16 protein-coding genes are annotated in these 17233 nt (G+C 52.2%); 14 read left to right on the top strand and 2 right to left on the bottom strand.

Going from position 1 to position 17233, the window contains the following annotated elements:
• Positions 1–5: 5 nt before the first annotated feature.
• Positions 6–911: a molecular chaperone DnaJ gene (locus BBD42_RS27685; protein WP_099520787.1), complete on the bottom strand. Its 906-nt coding sequence runs from the start codon at positions 909–911 to the stop codon at positions 6–8.
• Between the two features lie 338 nt (positions 912–1249).
• Here BBD42_RS27685 and coaBC point away from each other — a divergent pair, with 338 nt between their 5' ends.
• From coaBC to spoVM, 12 genes are all read left to right on the top strand, one after another.
• Complete coding sequence (gene coaBC / locus BBD42_RS27680) at positions 1250–2473, top strand: bifunctional phosphopantothenoylcysteine decarboxylase/phosphopantothenate--cysteine ligase CoaBC (protein ID WP_099520786.1); 1224 nt, start codon at positions 1250–1252, stop codon at positions 2471–2473.
• The gene (priA, locus tag BBD42_RS27675; protein WP_099520785.1) at positions 2470–4965 is read left to right on the top strand and encodes a primosomal protein N'; all 2496 of its coding nucleotides are present in this window, start codon (positions 2470–2472) and stop codon (positions 4963–4965) included. Before coaBC ends, priA begins: the two co-directional genes overlap by 4 nt.
• Positions 4966–4992: 27 nt before the next feature.
• Positions 4993–5478, top strand: a complete 486-nt coding sequence (gene def / locus BBD42_RS27670) for a peptide deformylase (RefSeq protein WP_099520784.1) — start codon at positions 4993–4995, stop codon at positions 5476–5478.
• Positions 5479–5482: 4 nt separating this feature from the next.
• Entirely contained in the window at positions 5483–6460 is a 978-nt protein-coding gene (gene fmt / locus BBD42_RS27665) for a methionyl-tRNA formyltransferase (protein ID WP_099520783.1), read from the top strand.
• Positions 6457–7992, top strand: a complete 1536-nt coding sequence (gene rsmB / locus BBD42_RS27660; protein WP_099520782.1) for a 16S rRNA (cytosine(967)-C(5))-methyltransferase RsmB — start codon at positions 6457–6459, stop codon at positions 7990–7992. The genes fmt and rsmB overlap by 4 nt, the downstream gene beginning before the upstream one ends.
• Before the next feature lie 104 nt (positions 7993–8096).
• Positions 8097–9143 carry a dual-specificity RNA methyltransferase RlmN gene (gene rlmN / locus BBD42_RS27655; protein WP_099520781.1) on the top strand — a complete coding sequence of 349 codons (1047 nt, stop codon included), beginning with the start codon at positions 8097–8099 and terminating at the stop codon, positions 9141–9143.
• Positions 9144–9149: 6 nt separating this feature from the next.
• Complete coding sequence (locus BBD42_RS27650; protein ID WP_099520780.1) at positions 9150–9932, top strand: Stp1/IreP family PP2C-type Ser/Thr phosphatase; 783 nt, start codon at positions 9150–9152, stop codon at positions 9930–9932.
• Positions 9919–12111, top strand: coding sequence for a Stk1 family PASTA domain-containing Ser/Thr kinase (gene pknB, locus BBD42_RS27645; protein WP_099520779.1), 2193 nt, complete (start codon positions 9919–9921; stop codon positions 12109–12111). Before BBD42_RS27650 ends, pknB begins: the two co-directional genes overlap by 14 nt.
• The gene (rsgA, locus tag BBD42_RS27640; protein ID WP_099520778.1) at positions 12095–13036 is read left to right on the top strand and encodes a ribosome small subunit-dependent GTPase A; all 942 of its coding nucleotides are present in this window, start codon (positions 12095–12097) and stop codon (positions 13034–13036) included. The genes pknB and rsgA overlap by 17 nt, the downstream gene beginning before the upstream one ends.
• 7 nt (positions 13037–13043) lie before the next feature.
• Positions 13044–13688, top strand: a complete 645-nt coding sequence (rpe, locus tag BBD42_RS27635) for a ribulose-phosphate 3-epimerase (protein ID WP_099520777.1) — start codon at positions 13044–13046, stop codon at positions 13686–13688.
• Between the two features lie 128 nt (positions 13689–13816).
• Positions 13817–14098 carry a hypothetical protein gene (locus BBD42_RS27630; RefSeq protein ID WP_237163249.1) on the top strand — a complete coding sequence of 94 codons (282 nt, stop codon included), beginning with the start codon at positions 13817–13819 and terminating at the stop codon, positions 14096–14098.
• Positions 14099–14281: 183 nt separating this feature from the next.
• Complete coding sequence (gene spoVM / locus BBD42_RS27625) at positions 14282–14362, top strand: stage V sporulation protein SpoVM (RefSeq protein WP_040711006.1); 81 nt, start codon at positions 14282–14284, stop codon at positions 14360–14362.
• 107 nt (positions 14363–14469) lie between these two features.
• On the opposite strand, the gene rpmB is transcribed toward spoVM, so the two are convergent.
• Complete coding sequence (gene rpmB / locus BBD42_RS27620) at positions 14470–14658, bottom strand: 50S ribosomal protein L28 (RefSeq protein WP_046230617.1); 189 nt, start codon at positions 14656–14658, stop codon at positions 14470–14472.
• 396 nt (positions 14659–15054) lie between these two features.
• Here rpmB and BBD42_RS27615 point away from each other — a divergent pair, with 396 nt between their 5' ends.
• Positions 15055–15414 carry an Asp23/Gls24 family envelope stress response protein gene (locus BBD42_RS27615; RefSeq protein ID WP_046230618.1) on the top strand — a complete coding sequence of 120 codons (360 nt, stop codon included), beginning with the start codon at positions 15055–15057 and terminating at the stop codon, positions 15412–15414.
• A gap of 18 nt (positions 15415–15432) precedes the next feature.
• Positions 15433–17232 carry a DAK2 domain-containing protein gene (locus BBD42_RS27610; RefSeq protein ID WP_099520776.1) on the top strand — a complete coding sequence of 600 codons (1800 nt, stop codon included), beginning with the start codon at positions 15433–15435 and terminating at the stop codon, positions 17230–17232.
• Position 17233 lies beyond the last annotated feature (1 nt).

Raw genomic sequence — 17233 nt, 5'->3', positions numbered from 1 at the left:
GTCAGTTACTTCGCTTGCAAAAACTTGTCGATAAATTGAATCGCTTTATCTGTATTCTCGCTGTTCACTCGAACGCCGACAATATAATTTTTCGGCGTCAGCACGGAGAGATTTTTCACCAGCGGGCTGTTGCTGATATCGATGCCGTAGACATGCTCGTCTGGTTCATCCTTCGTCGTTTTTTTGACCAACTCGCTCTCAGTAACCGAGGACTTCAGCTCGCCGCTCACTGCATCATCGAGGTTTTGCAGAACGCCCTGCGGGCTAATCCAGTCGAAGCTGGCTGTATCGAGAATGTAGATATCGGGCTTTTCCGTCGCCAGGACGACCATCGCTTTTTGCTGGGAAGCCATATCGACTGCATCTTTAGCATCAAGCGGCACATAGGTCAGGTTAACTTTAAATCGTTTCCATTCGGGAAACTTGTCCAGCAGCGATTGCTCAAGAACAGCCATATCCTGCTTATTGTCCTCTGTAAAATACTCGCCAAAATACATGACCGATAAATCCACAGGCGGCAGGCTTGCCAAATACCGCTGCTCCTCGCGATGGTCCATATAAGCTATAACGCCATAAATAATGAGAGCAATCGCCACAATGCCACCGAAAACATGGTATTTATAGTAGCGCCAGAAATGGTCGGTTTTCTCTGCGGCAGACGCCATATTTTTAAACTTTCCATATTCCTTCTCATTGAACGCTTGCTTGAACTTCTGGTCCTCCGCTTCAAGTATCCGTTTATAAGCGGCGGTCACTTGGCTGAATTCATCTGCCGTTGTCTCCTCATTGTCTGCGGTTTGCGCGCGGGAGCGGGATTGGCGGAGCAACAGGGTATAGCGCTTCTCGACCTCTTCTTTTGAAGCGTTTTCGGGAAGGCCCAGCTTCGCGTAGGCTTGTTTTACATCTTCCATGGGGTCACCTCGGCTATTATTTAAAAATATCAGTATAAATCCTACCCTCTAGTATACGGATTTAAGCAGGCAAATGCCAATTTTCGCGGTTGTCCGCAAATTCGTGCTTGTGAGCTGGGCGAGATGGACCGGGCATCGAACAGACTGCGGATTCAGTGATCATATGGTATGATAGGAAAAAGCTAGCTTCAAAACTAGCGCCTTGTGTGCGGCAAAGCGCTCTCAAACGAGAAGAAAACGTGCTGCTGCCTTGCGCTTTAAGCTAATAGACAGGGATGGGCTGGCATAATTCAGTCAATACCATAGATTAAGAGCATTGTTGTAATGGGGGATGGACCTTGCTTACCAATAAAACAATTATATTAGGAATTACTGGCGGAATCGCCGCCTATAAAGCGGCTACGCTTTGCAGCCGGCTGGTGCAGGCAGGGGCTAAGGTGCATGTCATTATGACTGAATCCGCCGCCCGTTTCATTACGCCGCTGACGCTCCAGACGCTTTCGCGCAATCCGGTGCATATCGACACCTTTGACGAGAGGGACCCAGCGGTTGTGTCGCATATTCATTTGGCCGATCATGCGGACCTCATCGTTATTGCTCCCGCCACTGCAAATGTCATTGGCAAAATGGCAAATGGGCTAGCCGATGATATGCTCAGCACGACGCTGCTTGCGGCAACGAGCCCGGTGCTTGTGGCCCCAGCTATGAATGTGCATATGTATGAGCATCCGGCCGTGGCGCGAAATTTACAGACGCTAGCGGATCGCGGCGTTATGTTCGTGGACCCAGGCGAGGGACAGCTTGCCTGTGGTTATGTGGCCAAAGGAAGGCTGGCCGAGCCAGAGGAAATTGTACATGCGATCGAAGAGTGGTTTAGCCGCAGCCGCAAGCTTGCAGGCAAGCATGTGCTCGTTACCGCTGGCGGCACGGTGGAACGGCTTGATCCGGTGCGATATTTGACTAATGATTCATCAGGCAAAATGGGCTTTGCCATCGCGGAGGCAGCGAAGCTGATGGGCGCAGAGGTTACCGTTGTCGCGGGGCGGACGACTGTAGAACCGCCTGCAGGCGTAAAGCTGGTGCGGGTTGAATCTGCGCAGCAAATGCTGGATGCGGTCACCGTGCATTTTGAAACGGCTGACATCGTCGTTAAAGCGGCGGCTGTTGCCGATTACCGCCCAACCCAGCAGCAGGAGCAGAAGTTAAAAAAGACGGGCGAGACGCTCACCCTTGAGCTGGAGCGCACGACGGATATTTTGCAGCTGCTTGGCGAGCGCAAGACGCATCAGCTGCTCGTTGGCTTCGCCGCCGAAACCCAGCAGATCGCGCATTATGCGATGGATAAGCTGGCGCGCAAAAACTGCGATCTCATCGTAGCCAATGATGTGAGCGCGGAAGGCGCAGGCTTCAACGGCGATACGAACGTTGTGCAGCTGTTTGGAAAGGAAGGCTTGATAGAGGCGCTGCCTTTATTGTCTAAACGCGAGACGGCAAGGCGCATTTTGGAAGTTGCGGTGCAGCGGCATTCACAGCTTGCTAAGCAAAGGAGCTTTGGCGAATGATTGCCAGAGTGATAGTAGACGTGCCGAGCCGCCAAACGGATCGGCCATTCGATTATGAGGTTCCTGCGGAAATGTCCAGCTGGATTGAGGTGGGAAGCCGGGTCGGCGTGCCCTTCGGCGGCCGCGTGCTGCAAGGCTTCGTAGTGGAGCTGGCGGAGGAGGCTGAAGTTGACAGTCGCCGCCTCAAGGCGGTTGCCGAGCTGCTTGATCCGCTGCCGCCGCTGCTTCCTGACCTGATCGGGCTAGCCAAATGGATGAGCGACAAATATTGCTGCTCCTGGACAACCGCGCTGCAAGCGATGATTCCCGCTGCGCTTAAAGGCAAAGCTGAGCGTTATGTGTCATTGAACGAAGCGACAGACGAGGAACAGGAGCAGCTTGCAAGCCGTTTGCCGCAGGAGCTGCTGGATATGCTCTCGCGGCAGCGGCAGACGAAGCTGGAAGCGCTGAAGGAGCGGTTTCCGCAATATGCGCCGGATATTAAAGCGGCGCTGGAGGAAGGCGTGCTGCTTGAGCAGATAGCGATTCGCGACCGTCTGGCCATTCGCAAGGTGCTGACGGTGTTTCCGCCAACAGATAAGGAAGCGGCTGCGGAAGCATTGGCAGCATGGCCAGCAAAGGCGGGCAAGCAGCGCGATCTGCTTGCCTTTATGCTGGAGCGTGGCGAGCCCATTGCGCTGCAAGCGCTGCTTGCAGAAGCAGGCGGATCGCCAGCGAGCGTGCGTGCGATTGCTGGCAAAGGCTTGCTGGAGCTGCGGGAAATAGAGCAGCAGCGCGATCCTTATGCGAGCCGCGAGTTTGAGCGGACGGTTCCGCTGCCGCTCACCGAAGGGCAGCAGAGCGTTTACACCCGCATAGCAGAGGCGGTCACGCGCGGCGAGCCGCAAGTATTGCTGCTGCATGGCGTGACGGGCAGCGGCAAAACCGAGGTCTATTTGCAAGCGATCCAGCATTGTCTAAAGCAAGGCAAGCAGGCGATTGTGCTTGTCCCGGAAATTGCGCTTACCCCGCAGATGGTCGAGCGGTTTAAAGGGCGCTTTGGCGATGCGGTAGCAGTGCTGCACAGCCGCTTGTCAAATGGGGAGCGCTATGATGAATGGCGCAAAATTAGAAGCCGCAAAGTACAGGTAGCCATTGGCGCCCGCTCGGCGATTTTTGCCCCCTTTGAGCGCATTGGCCTCGTCATTATTGATGAGGAGCATGAGTCTTCCTACAAGCAGGAGGAGAGCCCGAAATATCATGCAAGAGATGTATCTGTGCAGCGCGCAAGGCAGCATGGCGCAGCTGTCGTATTAGGCTCGGCGACGCCATCGCTTGAATCGTATGCGGCTGCGAGCCGGCGTCCTGCAGAAGGGCGCGAATCATCGCTGCTGCCTATGCCGGATCGGGTTGGGGGCAGGCCGCTGCCGCCCGTAACGGTCATTGACATGCGTGCGGAGCTTGCGGCAGGCAACCGCTCGATGTTCAGCCGCAAGCTGCATGAAGGGCTTGTACAGCGGCTGGAACGCGGCGAGCAGACTGTGCTGCTGCTCAATCGGCGCGGTTATTCCACCTTCGTCATGTGCCGTTCCTGCGGCTACACGGCGCTTTGTCCGCACTGCGATATTTCGCTGACGTATCATCAGAAGTCGCGGCTGCTGCGCTGCCATTATTGCGGTCATGCGGAGCAGGCGCCGCAAACCTGCCCGTCCTGCGAAAGCGAGCATATCCGTTTTTTTGGTACGGGGACGCAGCGCGTAGAAGAGGAGCTTGCCAAGCTGTTTCCCGGCATTCGGGTTATTCGGATGGATGTGGACACGACGACGGAGAAAAACGCGCATGAGAAGCTGCTGAAGCGCTTCGGCGACCGTGAAGCGGATGTGCTGCTTGGCACGCAGATGGTAGCGAAGGGGCTTGATTTTCCATACGTAACGCTAGTGGGTGTTATTGCAGCGGATACGTCGCTGAATTTGCCGGATTTTCGCTCAGCGGAACGGACGTTTCAGCTGCTTACACAGGTGGCAGGCCGTGCTGGCCGCCATCAGCTGCCAGGGGAGGTCGTTGTCCAGACTTATTCACCCGAGCATTACGCGGTTACAACCGCGCAAAAGCATGATTACATTCGGTTTGTCGAAGAGGAGCTCAAGCATCGCGGCGTCATGGGCTACCCGCCTTATTGCCGGCTTGTGCTGGTCACGATGTCGCATGAGCAGCTTGCGCTGCTGTCCTCGGTGTCAGAGCAGTTTGCGGAGCGGCTGCGCGAGCTGGCAGCCGACGAAGGCGTATTAGGACCGCTTGGAGCGGGTTTGCCGCGTGCGCTTGAGGTGCTTGGGCCAGTTGCATCGCCTATATCGAGAATGAAAGATCGCTACCGTTTTCAATGTGTGATAAAATATCGGGGGAACATTGATGTGCCTGCGCTGCTGCGCGGCGCGCTTGCGCCATTCGTTGCAGGCTCGCCTCAGAAGCTCGTGCAGTTCAGCATTGATGTAGATCCGCAAGTCATATTATAGATTTCGTCGTAAAGGAAGGGAACGGCAATGGCCATTCGTATTATTGTAAAAGATCCTGATCCCGTTTTGAGGGAGCCAGCTATGGAAGTTACTAAATTTAATTCCAACTTGAAAAAGCTGCTTAAAGATATGGCGGAAACGATGTATGACGCTGATGGCGTCGGTCTAGCTGCTCCGCAGGTCGGCATTTCCAAGCGTGTCATCGTGGTAGATATCGGCGATGAGAACGGACTGATCGAAATGGTCAATCCGGTCATCGTAGAAGAAGAAGGCGAGCAGCTCGGACCTGAGGGCTGCCTAAGTATTCCGAACTTAAACGGAGATGTGATGCGTTCAGACCGCATCGTCGTAAAAGGTCAAAACTCCGATGGAGAGACGTTTATGGTTGAAGCACAAGGCTTCCTCTCGCGTGCGTTCCAGCATGAGGTTGACCATTTGAACGGCATTTTGTTCACGGATCTCGCAGAGAGCGTGTACGACATTTCCGAAAGACAGAAAAAAGGCGGCGAATAAGGCCATGCGTATTGTATTTATGGGGACGCCGGAGTTCGCCGTCCCTTCTTTGCAGTTGTTAATCAATAACGGCTATGAGGTCGTGGCAGTTGTCACGCAGCCGGACCGTCCAAAGGGGCGTAAGCGGACGCTTACGCCTCCGCCTGTGAAAGAAGCGGCACTAGCCTTAGGCTTGCCGGTATTGCAGCCTGAGCGTATGCGCAGCAGCGAAGCGGTAGAGGCGCTGGCGCAGTATCGCCCTGATTTAATCGTGACCGCAGCCTATGGTCAGATTTTGCCTAAAGGTGTGCTGGAGCTGCCGCGTCTTGGCTGCATTAACGTTCATGGCTCGCTGCTGCCACGCTATCGCGGAGGGGCGCCGATTCAACGCGCGATTATTAACGGCGAGAAGGTAACTGGCGTTACAATTATGTATATGGCTGAAGGGCTGGACACTGGAGATATGATCAGCAAGGTGGAAGTTGCGATTACGGATGAGGATACATCGGGATCGCTGTTTGAAAAGCTTAGCGCGGCTGGCGCAGAGCTGCTGGAGCAGACGCTGCCGGGCATTATTTCAGGCGAAGCGACGGCTACGGAGCAGCAGCACGAGCTTGCTACTTACGCGCCTAACTTGACGCGTGAGGACGAACGGATCGATTGGGCGAAGTCCGCCCGCCAAATCTATAATCAAGTGCGCGGCCTGTCGCCGATGGCCGGTGCATTCACTTATTTGAACGGCGAGCTGTTCAAAGTATGGGCTTGCGCCAAGCCAGCGGAGACATCTGGCGCGGGTAGTGCTGCTGCAGCGCTGCCGGGAACGGTGCGCGAAGCAAGTGGAGCGGGCATCACCGTACAGACGGGTGATGGCGTGCTCGTGCTTGCGCAAATTCAGCCAGCAGGCAAAAAAGCAATGTCAGCTGCTGACTGGCTGAAAGGCTCACGGCTGGCTGAAGGGACTGTCTTCGGCGAAGCAAGCATAGCAAACGGTGCAGAGCAATGAGTGAGCAGAAGCAGGTGAATCCTGCGCAAGGACGCCGCCCGCAGGCTGGGGGCAAATCAGGCAGCAAGTCCCGCACTGCCGGGGCTGCTAAAGGACAAGCGTCCAGCCGGAGCAATCAAGCGGCAGGTCAGGCGGGAGCGCGCAAAAGCAGCTCGACGCGTGTACCTCGTACGCCAAGGGAGCTGGCGCTGGATATTTTGGTAAGTGTTGCTGGGGCTGGTGCCTACAGCAATCTCAAGCTCAACCAGTCGCTGCAGGATGCTAATCTATCTCGTGCGGATGCGGGCCTTGCTACAGAGCTCGTATACGGGACGATTCAGCATCAGCGCACACTCGATTATTGGCTGGCGCGATTCGTGGCAAAGGGCTTTAATAAGCTGCAGCCATGGGTTCATCAGCTGCTGCGGATGAGTGCTTACCAGCTGCTGTATTTGGACCGGATTCCGGTGCATGCCGCAGTTAACGAAGCGGTTGCCATTGCCAAGAAGCGGGGACATCAAGGTATTTCCGGCATGGTCAATGGGGTGCTGCGCAGTATGGATCGCAGCCGTGCAGAGCTTGTACCGTCTGCAATTAAAGCTGGATCACCGGCGGAAAAACTCGCGATCCTTCATTCCTATCCCGACTGGCTCGTTAAGCGCTGGGTGCTCGCTTACGGCGAGCAAACGGCTGAAGCCATTTGCGCAGCGGGCAATGATTCTCCGCATGGAAGCGTACGGGTCAATTCCGTACGAGGAACAAGGGCTGAAGCGATTGAGCAGCTTGCTGAGCTTGGACTTGACGCCGAAGCATCGCCGCTTGCTTCCGCAGGCATTACGATTCGCCGCGGCGGCAATTTGGTGGAGACGGCCGGTTTCCGTGAAGGGCTGTGGACGATGCAAGATGAAAGTTCCATGCTCGTAGCTGAGGTCGTCGCACCAGCAGCCGGCATGCAGGTGCTGGATTGCTGCGCCGCTCCGGGAGGCAAAACGACGCATTTGGCTGAGCTCATGGGCAATAAAGGCAAAGTGTGGGCGAACGATTTGCACCCGCATAAACGGCAGCTTATTATTGACCAGTCTTCGCGGCTCGGTTTGACGAACGTGGAGGCTATAACAAGCGATGCAGCGCAGCTGTCTGAGCGTTTTGCCAGCGGCTCAATGGATGCTGTGCTGCTGGATGCGCCTTGCTCAGGCTTTGGCGTCATCCGGAGAAAGCCGGAAATCAAGTGGACGAAGACGGCTGCTGATGTAGCAGCTATTGCGGACATTCAGCGCGAGCTGCTTGAAGCGGTGAGCGGTCTGGTTAAGCCTGGCGGTGTGCTCGTCTACAGCACATGTACCATTGAACGGTCCGAAAATGAGGAGCAGGTAGAGCGTTTTCTGCAGGCGCATCCTGAATTTGAGCTGGACCGCAACTGGCCGGAATCTGTTCTCCATGCTTTGCAGGAGGCAGGTGCGATTGATGAGGCGTTTAAAGGCTATGCGCAGCTGCTTCCGCAGCATTACGGCAGCGATGGTTTCTTCATTGCCCGCATACTGAGACGCGCCTAATCGTTGCTTGTGGTTCATGATGGACGTTTGTGGTAAAATAAATCATCAGCGGCGCAGGTAGAGAGTTTTTGCCGCGCTATTATACAGTCAGGTGTGATAATTTAATGAAACCTTTTATTTACGACTATACGCTAGAGCAGCTGCAAGATTGGATGAAAGAGAATGGCGAGCCAGCGTTTCGCGCCGGCCAGCTGTACGATTGGCTGTACGTTAAGCGTGTAACCAGCTTTGAAGAAATGAGCAATTTGTCCAAATCGCTCAGAACGAAGCTGTTTGACCAATTTCAATTCGTAACGCTCTCCGAAATAACGAAATTCGAATCCAAGGACGGAACCGTCAAGTTTCTGTTCGGGCTGCATGACAACCATGCGATCGAGACCGTTATTATGCGCCATAACTATGGCAACAGCATTTGCGTGACCACGCAGGTCGGCTGCCGGATTGGCTGTACTTTTTGTGCGTCGACGCTTGGCGGTTTGAAGCGGAACTTAACGGCTGGAGAAATTATTGCCCAAGTCGTTGTAGCACAGCAAATGCTGGACGTTACGAATGAGCGCGTTTCAAGCATCGTTATTATGGGTTCCGGAGAGCCGTTTGAGAACTATGATGCGACGATGATGTTTTTGCGCACAATGATTCACGAGAAAGGTCTGAACATCGGCCAGCGCCACATTACCGTTTCGACGAGCGGAATCGTGCCAAGCATGTACAAATTTGCCGACGAAAATACGCAAATCAATCTGGCGCTCTCCATTCATGCGCCAAATGATACGCTGCGCTCCAAGCTGATGCCGGTTAACCGCCGTTTTCCTTTTGACGATGTGATGGAGGCTTGCCGCTATTATTTGGCTAAGACAGGCCGCCGGATTTCGTTTGAATACGCATTGATCGGCGGGGTCAATGACCGTCCCGAGCATGCGCAGGAGCTGGCGGATGTCCTTAAAGGGCTGCTGTGCCACGTCAATTTGATTCCGGTCAACCATGTGCCGGAGCGAAATTATGTGCGTACGCCGCGGGAGGATATTTTTGAGTTCCAGCGTATACTGGAGAAAAACAAAATAAATGCAACGATTCGCAGGGAGCAAGGGCATGACATTGCCGCCGCTTGCGGGCAGCTTCGTGCGAAGCACATGGAGTCTACGACGAGGTGATAACGGTTGATTACGGCAAACCTGAGCGACATCGGAAAAGTTCGTCAAGTCAATGAAGATCATTCATGGGTAGGACAGCTGGATAATGGCATCACGTTTGCTATAGTCGCTGACGGGATGGGCGGCCATCAGGCGGGCGATGTAGCGAGCCAGCTGGCAGTGAATACATTCCGTGAAATGCTGGAGCCTATTGCGGCGAGACCTGACTTTTCTATTGAGGAAGGCAAAGCATTTTTGCGCAAAGCCATTGTAAGTGCGAATGATGTCGTTTATGACATGGCATCGCGCAATGAGCAATATTATAATATGGGCACTACAATAGTTGCTGCCATGTTTCAAGGGCGGGAAGCCGTCATCGGGCATATCGGGGACAGCCGCGCTTATGTCATATCCAAAAGCTGCATTGTGCAGCTGACGGAGGATCATACGCTTGTCAATGAACTGCTGAAATCAGGTCAGATCAGCGAGAAGGAGGCGGCTGTTCATCCACGGCGCAATGTGCTTACCCGTGCGGTAGGCACCGATGCATCTGTTGAGGTTGATATACAGACGATTTCCTACTCGGCCGATGATTTCATTTTGCTTTGCAGCGATGGGCTGACGAACATGGTCAGCGATGATCAAATTATGCATACTGTAACGAAGGGTGGAGCGAGCCTGAAAGATAAAGCGGAGCATCTCATCCATTTGGCGCTGCGCGCCGGCGGGGACGATAATGTGACCGTCGTGCTGCTGCAAGTAAATTCCAGCGCAGATCGAGAGGAGTGTACAGCTGATGATAGGGCATAATTTAGGCGGTCGCTATGAAATTCTGACTCGCATCGGCGGAGGCGGCATGGCGCTTGTCTATAAAGCCCATGACGTCCTGTTGAACCGCAATGTAGCGGTTAAAGTGCTGCGCCAGCAGTTTGTGCATGATGAAGAATTTATTCGCAGATTTCGCCGTGAGGCGCAGTCGGCAGCTGCGTTATCCCATCCGAATGTCGTTAGCATCTATGATGTAGGACAAGAGGAAGATACGCATTATATTGTTATGGAATATATCGAAGGAAGCAATCTCAATGAGATTATTGTGGAGCGTGCCCCGCTGCAGGCGGATGAATCGGTTCGTATTGCCATTCAAATCTGCGATGCGCTCGGTCATGCCCATCAGAATCATATTATTCATCGCGATATTAAACCGCATAATATTTTGATTGGTAAAAATGGCAGGGTCAAAGTAACTGATTTCGGTATAGCCCGTGCCGTTACTTCTTCTACAATTACCCAGACAGGCTCCGTGCTGGGGTCGGTTCACTATTTTTCTCCTGAGCATGCGAAAGGGGTAAGCACTGGCGAGAAATCCGACTTGTATTCCCTTGGCATAGTGCTCTATCAAATGCTGACCGGCAATTTGCCTTTTCTGGGAGAAAGCCCGATCAGCGTAGCTTTGAAGCATTTGCAGGACACATTTGAGGAGCCGCGTGTTGTGAATCCTCATATTCCGCAAAGTGTGGAAAACGTCATTTTACGGGCGATGCGCAAAAATCCGGGGGAACGCTACCATTCGGCCCAGGAAATGCTGAACGATCTGGAAACTTGCCTTGCGCCTAATCGCAGGAATGAGGAGAAGGTTTCATTTGCCCATGTGAATGATTTGGATGAGACTCGTGTCATGCCAGCCATTCGCGGCAGTGATATCCGTCCAATTCGCCAGAGCGAGTCAAGCTATGACAAGGCGGAGGTTTCTTCAGGAAAGACGGGCCGGCAGGGAGATAAAGAAGTTCTGAACAAGAAAGCAACAGGCTGGAAGCGACCGACGATAATCGTGGCTAGCACGCTGGTTGTCCTGGCATTCATTATATGGGGATTCGTAACATTGCTTGACCGGCTGGACGTTGAGGAAGTGGATGTGCCGTACGTTGTCGGCCTCGATTTGGAGCAGGCGACGGCAAAGCTTGACGAGCTCGGGCTGAAGGTGCAGGAGCCGACGATACGGGAGTACCGCGATGATATACCGCTCAATCAGGTATTTGAGCAGACGAAAAGAAATATGCGCGTCAAGCAGGGCTCGTTCATCCAGTTATCTGTGAGTGATGGGCCGATGCTGAAGAAGCTTGGCGATTACCGGGGCAAGACGCTGCAGGCGGTTAGAGATGAGCTGACTGCGCTTGGTATTAATCCCGATACGCAAATTGAGGCTGAAGAAGTATTCAGCGAGCAGGAAATGGATACGGTTGTGACACAACAGCCGGAGCCAGGAACGGATTTTGATCCAAATAAGATAAAACTCCAGTTTATGGTCAGCAAAGGCATGGAAACGATAAAGATGCCGAATTTAATTGGCAAGACAGTAGCTGAGGCTAAAGATATGGTGAAGGCGAATGGGCTTACGCTATCAGACGATGATATTTTGTATGAGCCGAGCTATGTACAGGCCAAGGGCCTAGTGCTGAATCAAGATCAATACAAGCCAAATGACCTTGTTCCGAAAGGCACAAAAATCACCATTCGTGTCAGCTCAGGTCCTTCTGCGGAAGCGAAGGAGCATCAGTTCAATGTTGTCATTTCGCCTGCGAAGGCTGGAAAAACGAGCGAAATTCGCATCGTCTATACCGACTCCAGAGGGCAAAACATTGAATGGGGCAGAAACCAAATTCAAGATACACAGACGTTTCCCGTAACTGTTGTCCTAGCACCGAATACCGAGGCCATGATTACGATTTATCGGGACAGCCAGTTTGTAGATACGAAATCCGTCACTTACGATCAACTGGCGCAAAGCAGCAGTTCATCTACGGTCACGGTGCCGGGCGAAGACGAACAGGTGACTACGCCTGTTACTGAAGAGCCAGCCGTATCGGAATCGCCAGCTCCTGAACCGACAGTGGAGCCGGACCAATCGGAGGTTAACAACGGCAATGACCAAGGAAGCGACAAGGGAAAAGCGAAAGGAAAAGACAAGGGAAAAGATGAGCAGCAGCCATAATCACGCATCTCTTGAGCTTCGCGGACGCATTGTAAAGGCGCTTAGCGGATATTATTATGTACTGCCTGATGATGCTGAATCTCAGGATGCAACGGTACAATGCCGCGGGCGCGGCGTTTTGAAAAACAAAGGAATTACGCCATTAGTCGGCGACGAAGTTGTGTATAGCTTGACGGAGAACGGCGAGGGAACGGTAGAGCGGGTTTTGCCCCGCTCATCCGAGCTTATACGCCCTCCGGTAGCCAATATTGATGTGGCGATGCTGGTGTTTTCCGTAACGGAGCCAGCGCTCAATTTGACGCTGCTCGATAAGTTTCTTGTACATATCGAGCATGCGGAAATAGAAGCGGTGCTTTGCCTCAGCAAGCAGGATTTGGAGCATGATGGCGAGGAGACAGAAGCGGCTGCTGAAGCCGCTGCTTCTGTCAACCGCATTTATTCGGCCATTGGCTACGAGATATATGGGACAAGTTCTAGACAAGGCAAGGGCATTGAGGAGCTTCAGAAGCGGCTGCAAGGGCATTTGGCGGTTTTTGCCGGTCAATCGGGCGTAGGGAAATCTTCGCTGCTTAATGCGATTGTTCCGGGGCTGCAGCTTGAGACGAATGCGATCAGCAACCGTCTTGGACGGGGGAAGCATACGACGAGGCATGTGGAGCTGATTGAAATTGGCGGAGGTTACGTAGCCGATACGCCTGGCTTTAGCCAGCTAGATTTCACCGAGCTTGGCATAGAAGATTTAGGCTACTGTTTTCGGGAAATTCGCGCGTTGTCTCCGGATTGCAAATTTCGTGGCTGCACGCATGTGCAGGAGCCAGGCTGCGCCGTTCTTGCTGCTTTGGCAGAAGGGAAAATCGAACCAAGCCGGCATGAAAATTACTTGCAGTTCTTAAATGAAATGAAAGATAAAAAACGGAGGTACTGACAAACCCATGACTATAATAGCACCCTCTATTTTATCGGCTGATTTCAGCCGGCTCGGAGCAGAAATTTCAGGTATTGAGCAGGCAGGAGCGGACTGGATTCATGTAGATGTCATGGATGGACAGTTCGTCCCGAACTTAACCTTCGGTCCTCCTGTCATTGCGGCTGTAAGGCCGGCAACGAAGCTGCCTTTTGATGTGCATCTAATGATTGAGCGTCCGGAGCTGTCAATCGCGAATTATGCAGCTGCTGGTGCTGATCGAATTACCGTACATGCAGAATCATGTGTGCATTTGCACCGTACGATTTATCAAATTAAGGAGCTTGGCCTTCCGGCAGGGGTAGCTATTAATCCAGGGACTCCCGTATCTGTGCTGGAATCTGTGCTGGGCGATTTGGATCTCATATTGGTCATGACGGTAAATCCGGGCTTTGGCGGACAAAAGTTTATCCCTTATTCTCTTAACAAGCTGCGTCAAATTCGCAGCATGCTTATGGAGCGCGAGCTGCAGCATGTGCATGTGCAGGTGGATGGCGGCATCAATGAAGAAACGGCTAAGCTTGTGACGGAGGCGGGCGCGAATGTACTCGTTGCCGGCAATGCGGTATTTGCCCAAGCCGATCGTGCGGCTGCTATATCCGTTTTACGCTAGGCCGCATATCTTATTATGATGTTACATAATAGCTGCTAGGGTTGCGCAGTGAATAGGCTTGTATTTCGATGTGGAACGCTGTTGTCTCTGGCTCTAGTGGCACAGCTGGCTGCACTTGGGAGGATGTAATGGAAGAATACGAGACATCTCGAGGGAAGACATGGCTGTGGGTGCTGCTATTTGCGCTCGGGATAGGCTTGCTGCTGGCAGCCTTCTCCATTTTGACTGGGATGATCAAATACGTTTTTTCTTTGCTTGCTTTGTATTTGATTTTTCAGTTTTTCAAAAGGGTTGAGAAGCTATGGGCACGTATAACGGTTATTGTGCTGGGGCTGCTGTTTTATTTCTTGGTGGTTTTGGTTTATACGGCAATTCAGTTCATCAATGAGAATCCGCCACCAATGGCGTGAGCATTGCATGGAGAGGCTTTCCACACTCTTTGATATGGAATAGGACAAAGGTTAAGCGCATAGGATGGTTACATGAACGCAGGTTCGTGTAGCCATTTTTTTGCGTGAAACATAGCATGTGTATGCGGGAAGAAAAAGCATGTAAGTCACCATTTCGATGAGCGTGTCTGAGGAGGGATGGGCATGAAATTTTACACGATCAAGCTGCCGAAATTTTTGGGCGGGTTCGTAAAGGCGATTTTGAATACCTTCCAAAAAAGTTAGTTCCTTTGCAGCCGCCTTCGAATGATCGTGGTTTATGTGAACAATAAAAAGCACCTGAGCCCAGGTGCTTTTTGTCTACCATACAGCATAAAGCTGCAGGAGATGAATTATACGCGAGTTACTTTGCCGGATTTCAGAGCGCGCGCGCTGACATAAACACGTTTCGGTTTACCGTCAACTAGAATGCGAACTTTCTGAACGTTTACTCCCCAAGAACGACGGTTTTTGTTGTTAGCGTGGGAAACGTTATTGCCTGTACCAGGGCTTTTGCCTGTTAGAAAACATTTGCGGGACATGAGTACACCTCCTTCAAGTAGTGCTGAGCTAAAAGCGCATTGTTAGCATAAGCTGTCAGTTATTGCATAAGCAAAACCGCATCGTAGCATAAGCTCCCGGTTCTGCGTGAGCAAAACCGCTTCATAGGCTTGAAAAAGCGTTGAAGAAGCCTGCACAAAAACATACTTTGATATCGTATCATAGTTGTGATGTCTGAGCAACTAAAACTGTTGTTTTTTCTGGCGATTTGCCCAAGGTTGGCACCGTCTGCCCTTCTATAACGTAACAGTTTATAGTACAATAATAAATAGTCAAAGATTTAGCTTGCTTCTTCAGTAGCATTTGACTTTAAACGGGGTAATTCATGCTAGACGGGAAATAGCTGTGAGATCTACACGATAAAGGAGTGAAATTCCATGCCACTTGCGCTCAGCACTGAACTTGGCCAAATTTTCATAACAGAGGAATGCATTGCCGTCATGGCAGGTTCCGCCGCGCTGGATTGTTATGGGCTTGTCGGGATGGCTTCTCGCAAACAATTAAAGGACGGCATTGCTGAGCTTCTGGGCAGAGACAATCTGGCCCGCGGCGTTGAAGTTCGCAGAGAACAGGATAAACTTTATATTGACTTGTATATTATTGTGAGCTACGGCACGAAAATTTCAGAAGTAGCGCATAATATTCAGACGAAAGTAAAATATGTGATGAGCGATGTTATTGGTCTTAACGTGGACCAGGTCCATATATTTGTGCAGGATGTTAGGGTATCTACATAGCAGGAAGGGGAATTTTCATTGAGTAAGGGCTTCATTAACGGTTCCGATTTTACCGCCATGGCCGTGCTGGGCGCTGAGTTGTTAAATCAAAATGTCGACAAGGTAAATGCGTTGAATGTTTTCCCTGTGCCTGATGGCGATACGGGAACGAATATGAATTTGACGATTGCCTCGGGCATTCGTGAGCTGCGCAGCAAGCCGTCCGACCACTTGGGCAAAGCGACGGAAGTATTGTCTAAAGGGCTTCTGATGGGAGCTAGAGGCAATTCCGGCGTTATTTTGTCACAGCTGTTCCGTGGTTTTTCCAAGGGGCTTGTAAATGCTGAGCAAGCAGGCCCCCAGCAGATTGCAGCGGCTTTGCAGCACGGTGTTGATCTTGCTTATAAAGCTGTTGTAAAGCCTGTGGAAGGAACGATATTGACGGTAGCGAAGGAAGCTGCGAAGCATGCCGTTGCTTATGCACGCCGTACGAATGATGTCACTGAACTGATGAAAGAGGTTTACGATAAAGCCAATGAAACGCTTCAACGTACGCCAGATATGCTCCCTGTGCTTAAGCAGGTTGGCGTTGTTGATTCTGGCGGTCAAGGACTAGTGCTTATTTATGAAGGGTTCGTGCGCTATTTAGTTGAAGGCGAAGGGTCGTATGAAAGCTATTCGCTGTTATCTGAAGCGGCGCCGCCTGAAGAAGTAAGCATTCCAAGGGCACAACCAGCTTCCGCTCCGCTTAAGACGACGAATTTTGCTGCACAATCCCGTCTGGAGACGGCGGATATTGAATTTTTCTATGACATGGAGTTTTTTATAAATCGCAAGCCTGGGGGCAAAGCTGCGCCGTTTTTTGATGAATACGCTTTCAAGAAAGCGCTTGGCAAAGATGGAGATTCCATTCTCGTCATCGCCGAGGAAGATATCATTAAAGTTCATGTGCATTCCCGCAGGCCGGGTGATGTGCTGAATTTGGCGCTGCCGTATGGCGAGCTGACGAATCTGCATATTTTGAATATGCGTGATCAGCACCGCGAGCTTCTAGAGGAGGAAGCAGCGATTCCATCCTACGCGGTACTGCCTGATTATGCGCTGACGGGAAGCATTTCCTCGCCAGAGCTGCTGGCGGGAACGTCGGGGGCGGTTGTGCCGCCTGGACAAGTTCATGAGCTGGCGCCATTCGGCATCATTGCTGTAGCGCTGGGCGAAGGCATTTCGAACATTTTTCTGGATAATGAAGTGGATATTGTGCTGTCCGGCGGGCAGACGATGAACCCAAGCACGGAAGATTTCGTCAAGGCGATTGAATCGCTCGTCGCGGATCATATTTATTTGCTGCCGAATAACGGCAATATCATTCTTGCTGCTGAACAGGCGGCGGAGCTTAGTGAGCGCAAGGTGACGGTTATCCCGACAAAAACGATTCCGCAGGGGCTTGCAGCGGTACTGGCTTTCAAAGAGGATGAGACCGTCTCGCGCAATACGGATTGGATGAAAAATGCTGCTGGTCAAGTCGTTTCCGGCCAAGTGACGCACGCGGTTCGCGACACGACGATCGATGGCGTGAGCATTCGCGAAGGCGATTTTATCGGCATTAAGGAGAAGTCCATTGTTGCGGCACATGCAGATTTGGCCGAGACTTGCCGTCTGCTCATAGCCGAGCTTATGGCTGACGGCGGCGAGCTCATTACGGTGCTGACCGGAGCAGAGGCGAAGGCTGAACATACGGAAGCGCTGGAAGCATGGGTGGCAGAGGCCTATCCGGATGCAGAGCTTGAAGTTCAAGAGGGCGGACAGCCGCTTTATCCCTATTTGTTCGCAGTGGAATAAG

It is taken from the genome of Paenibacillus sp. BIHB 4019 (genome assembly GCF_002741035.1).
In the GTDB taxonomy this organism is placed as follows: domain Bacteria; phylum Bacillota; class Bacilli; order Paenibacillales; family Paenibacillaceae; genus Pristimantibacillus.
This window is presented reverse-complemented; position numbering and strand designations above follow the sequence as displayed.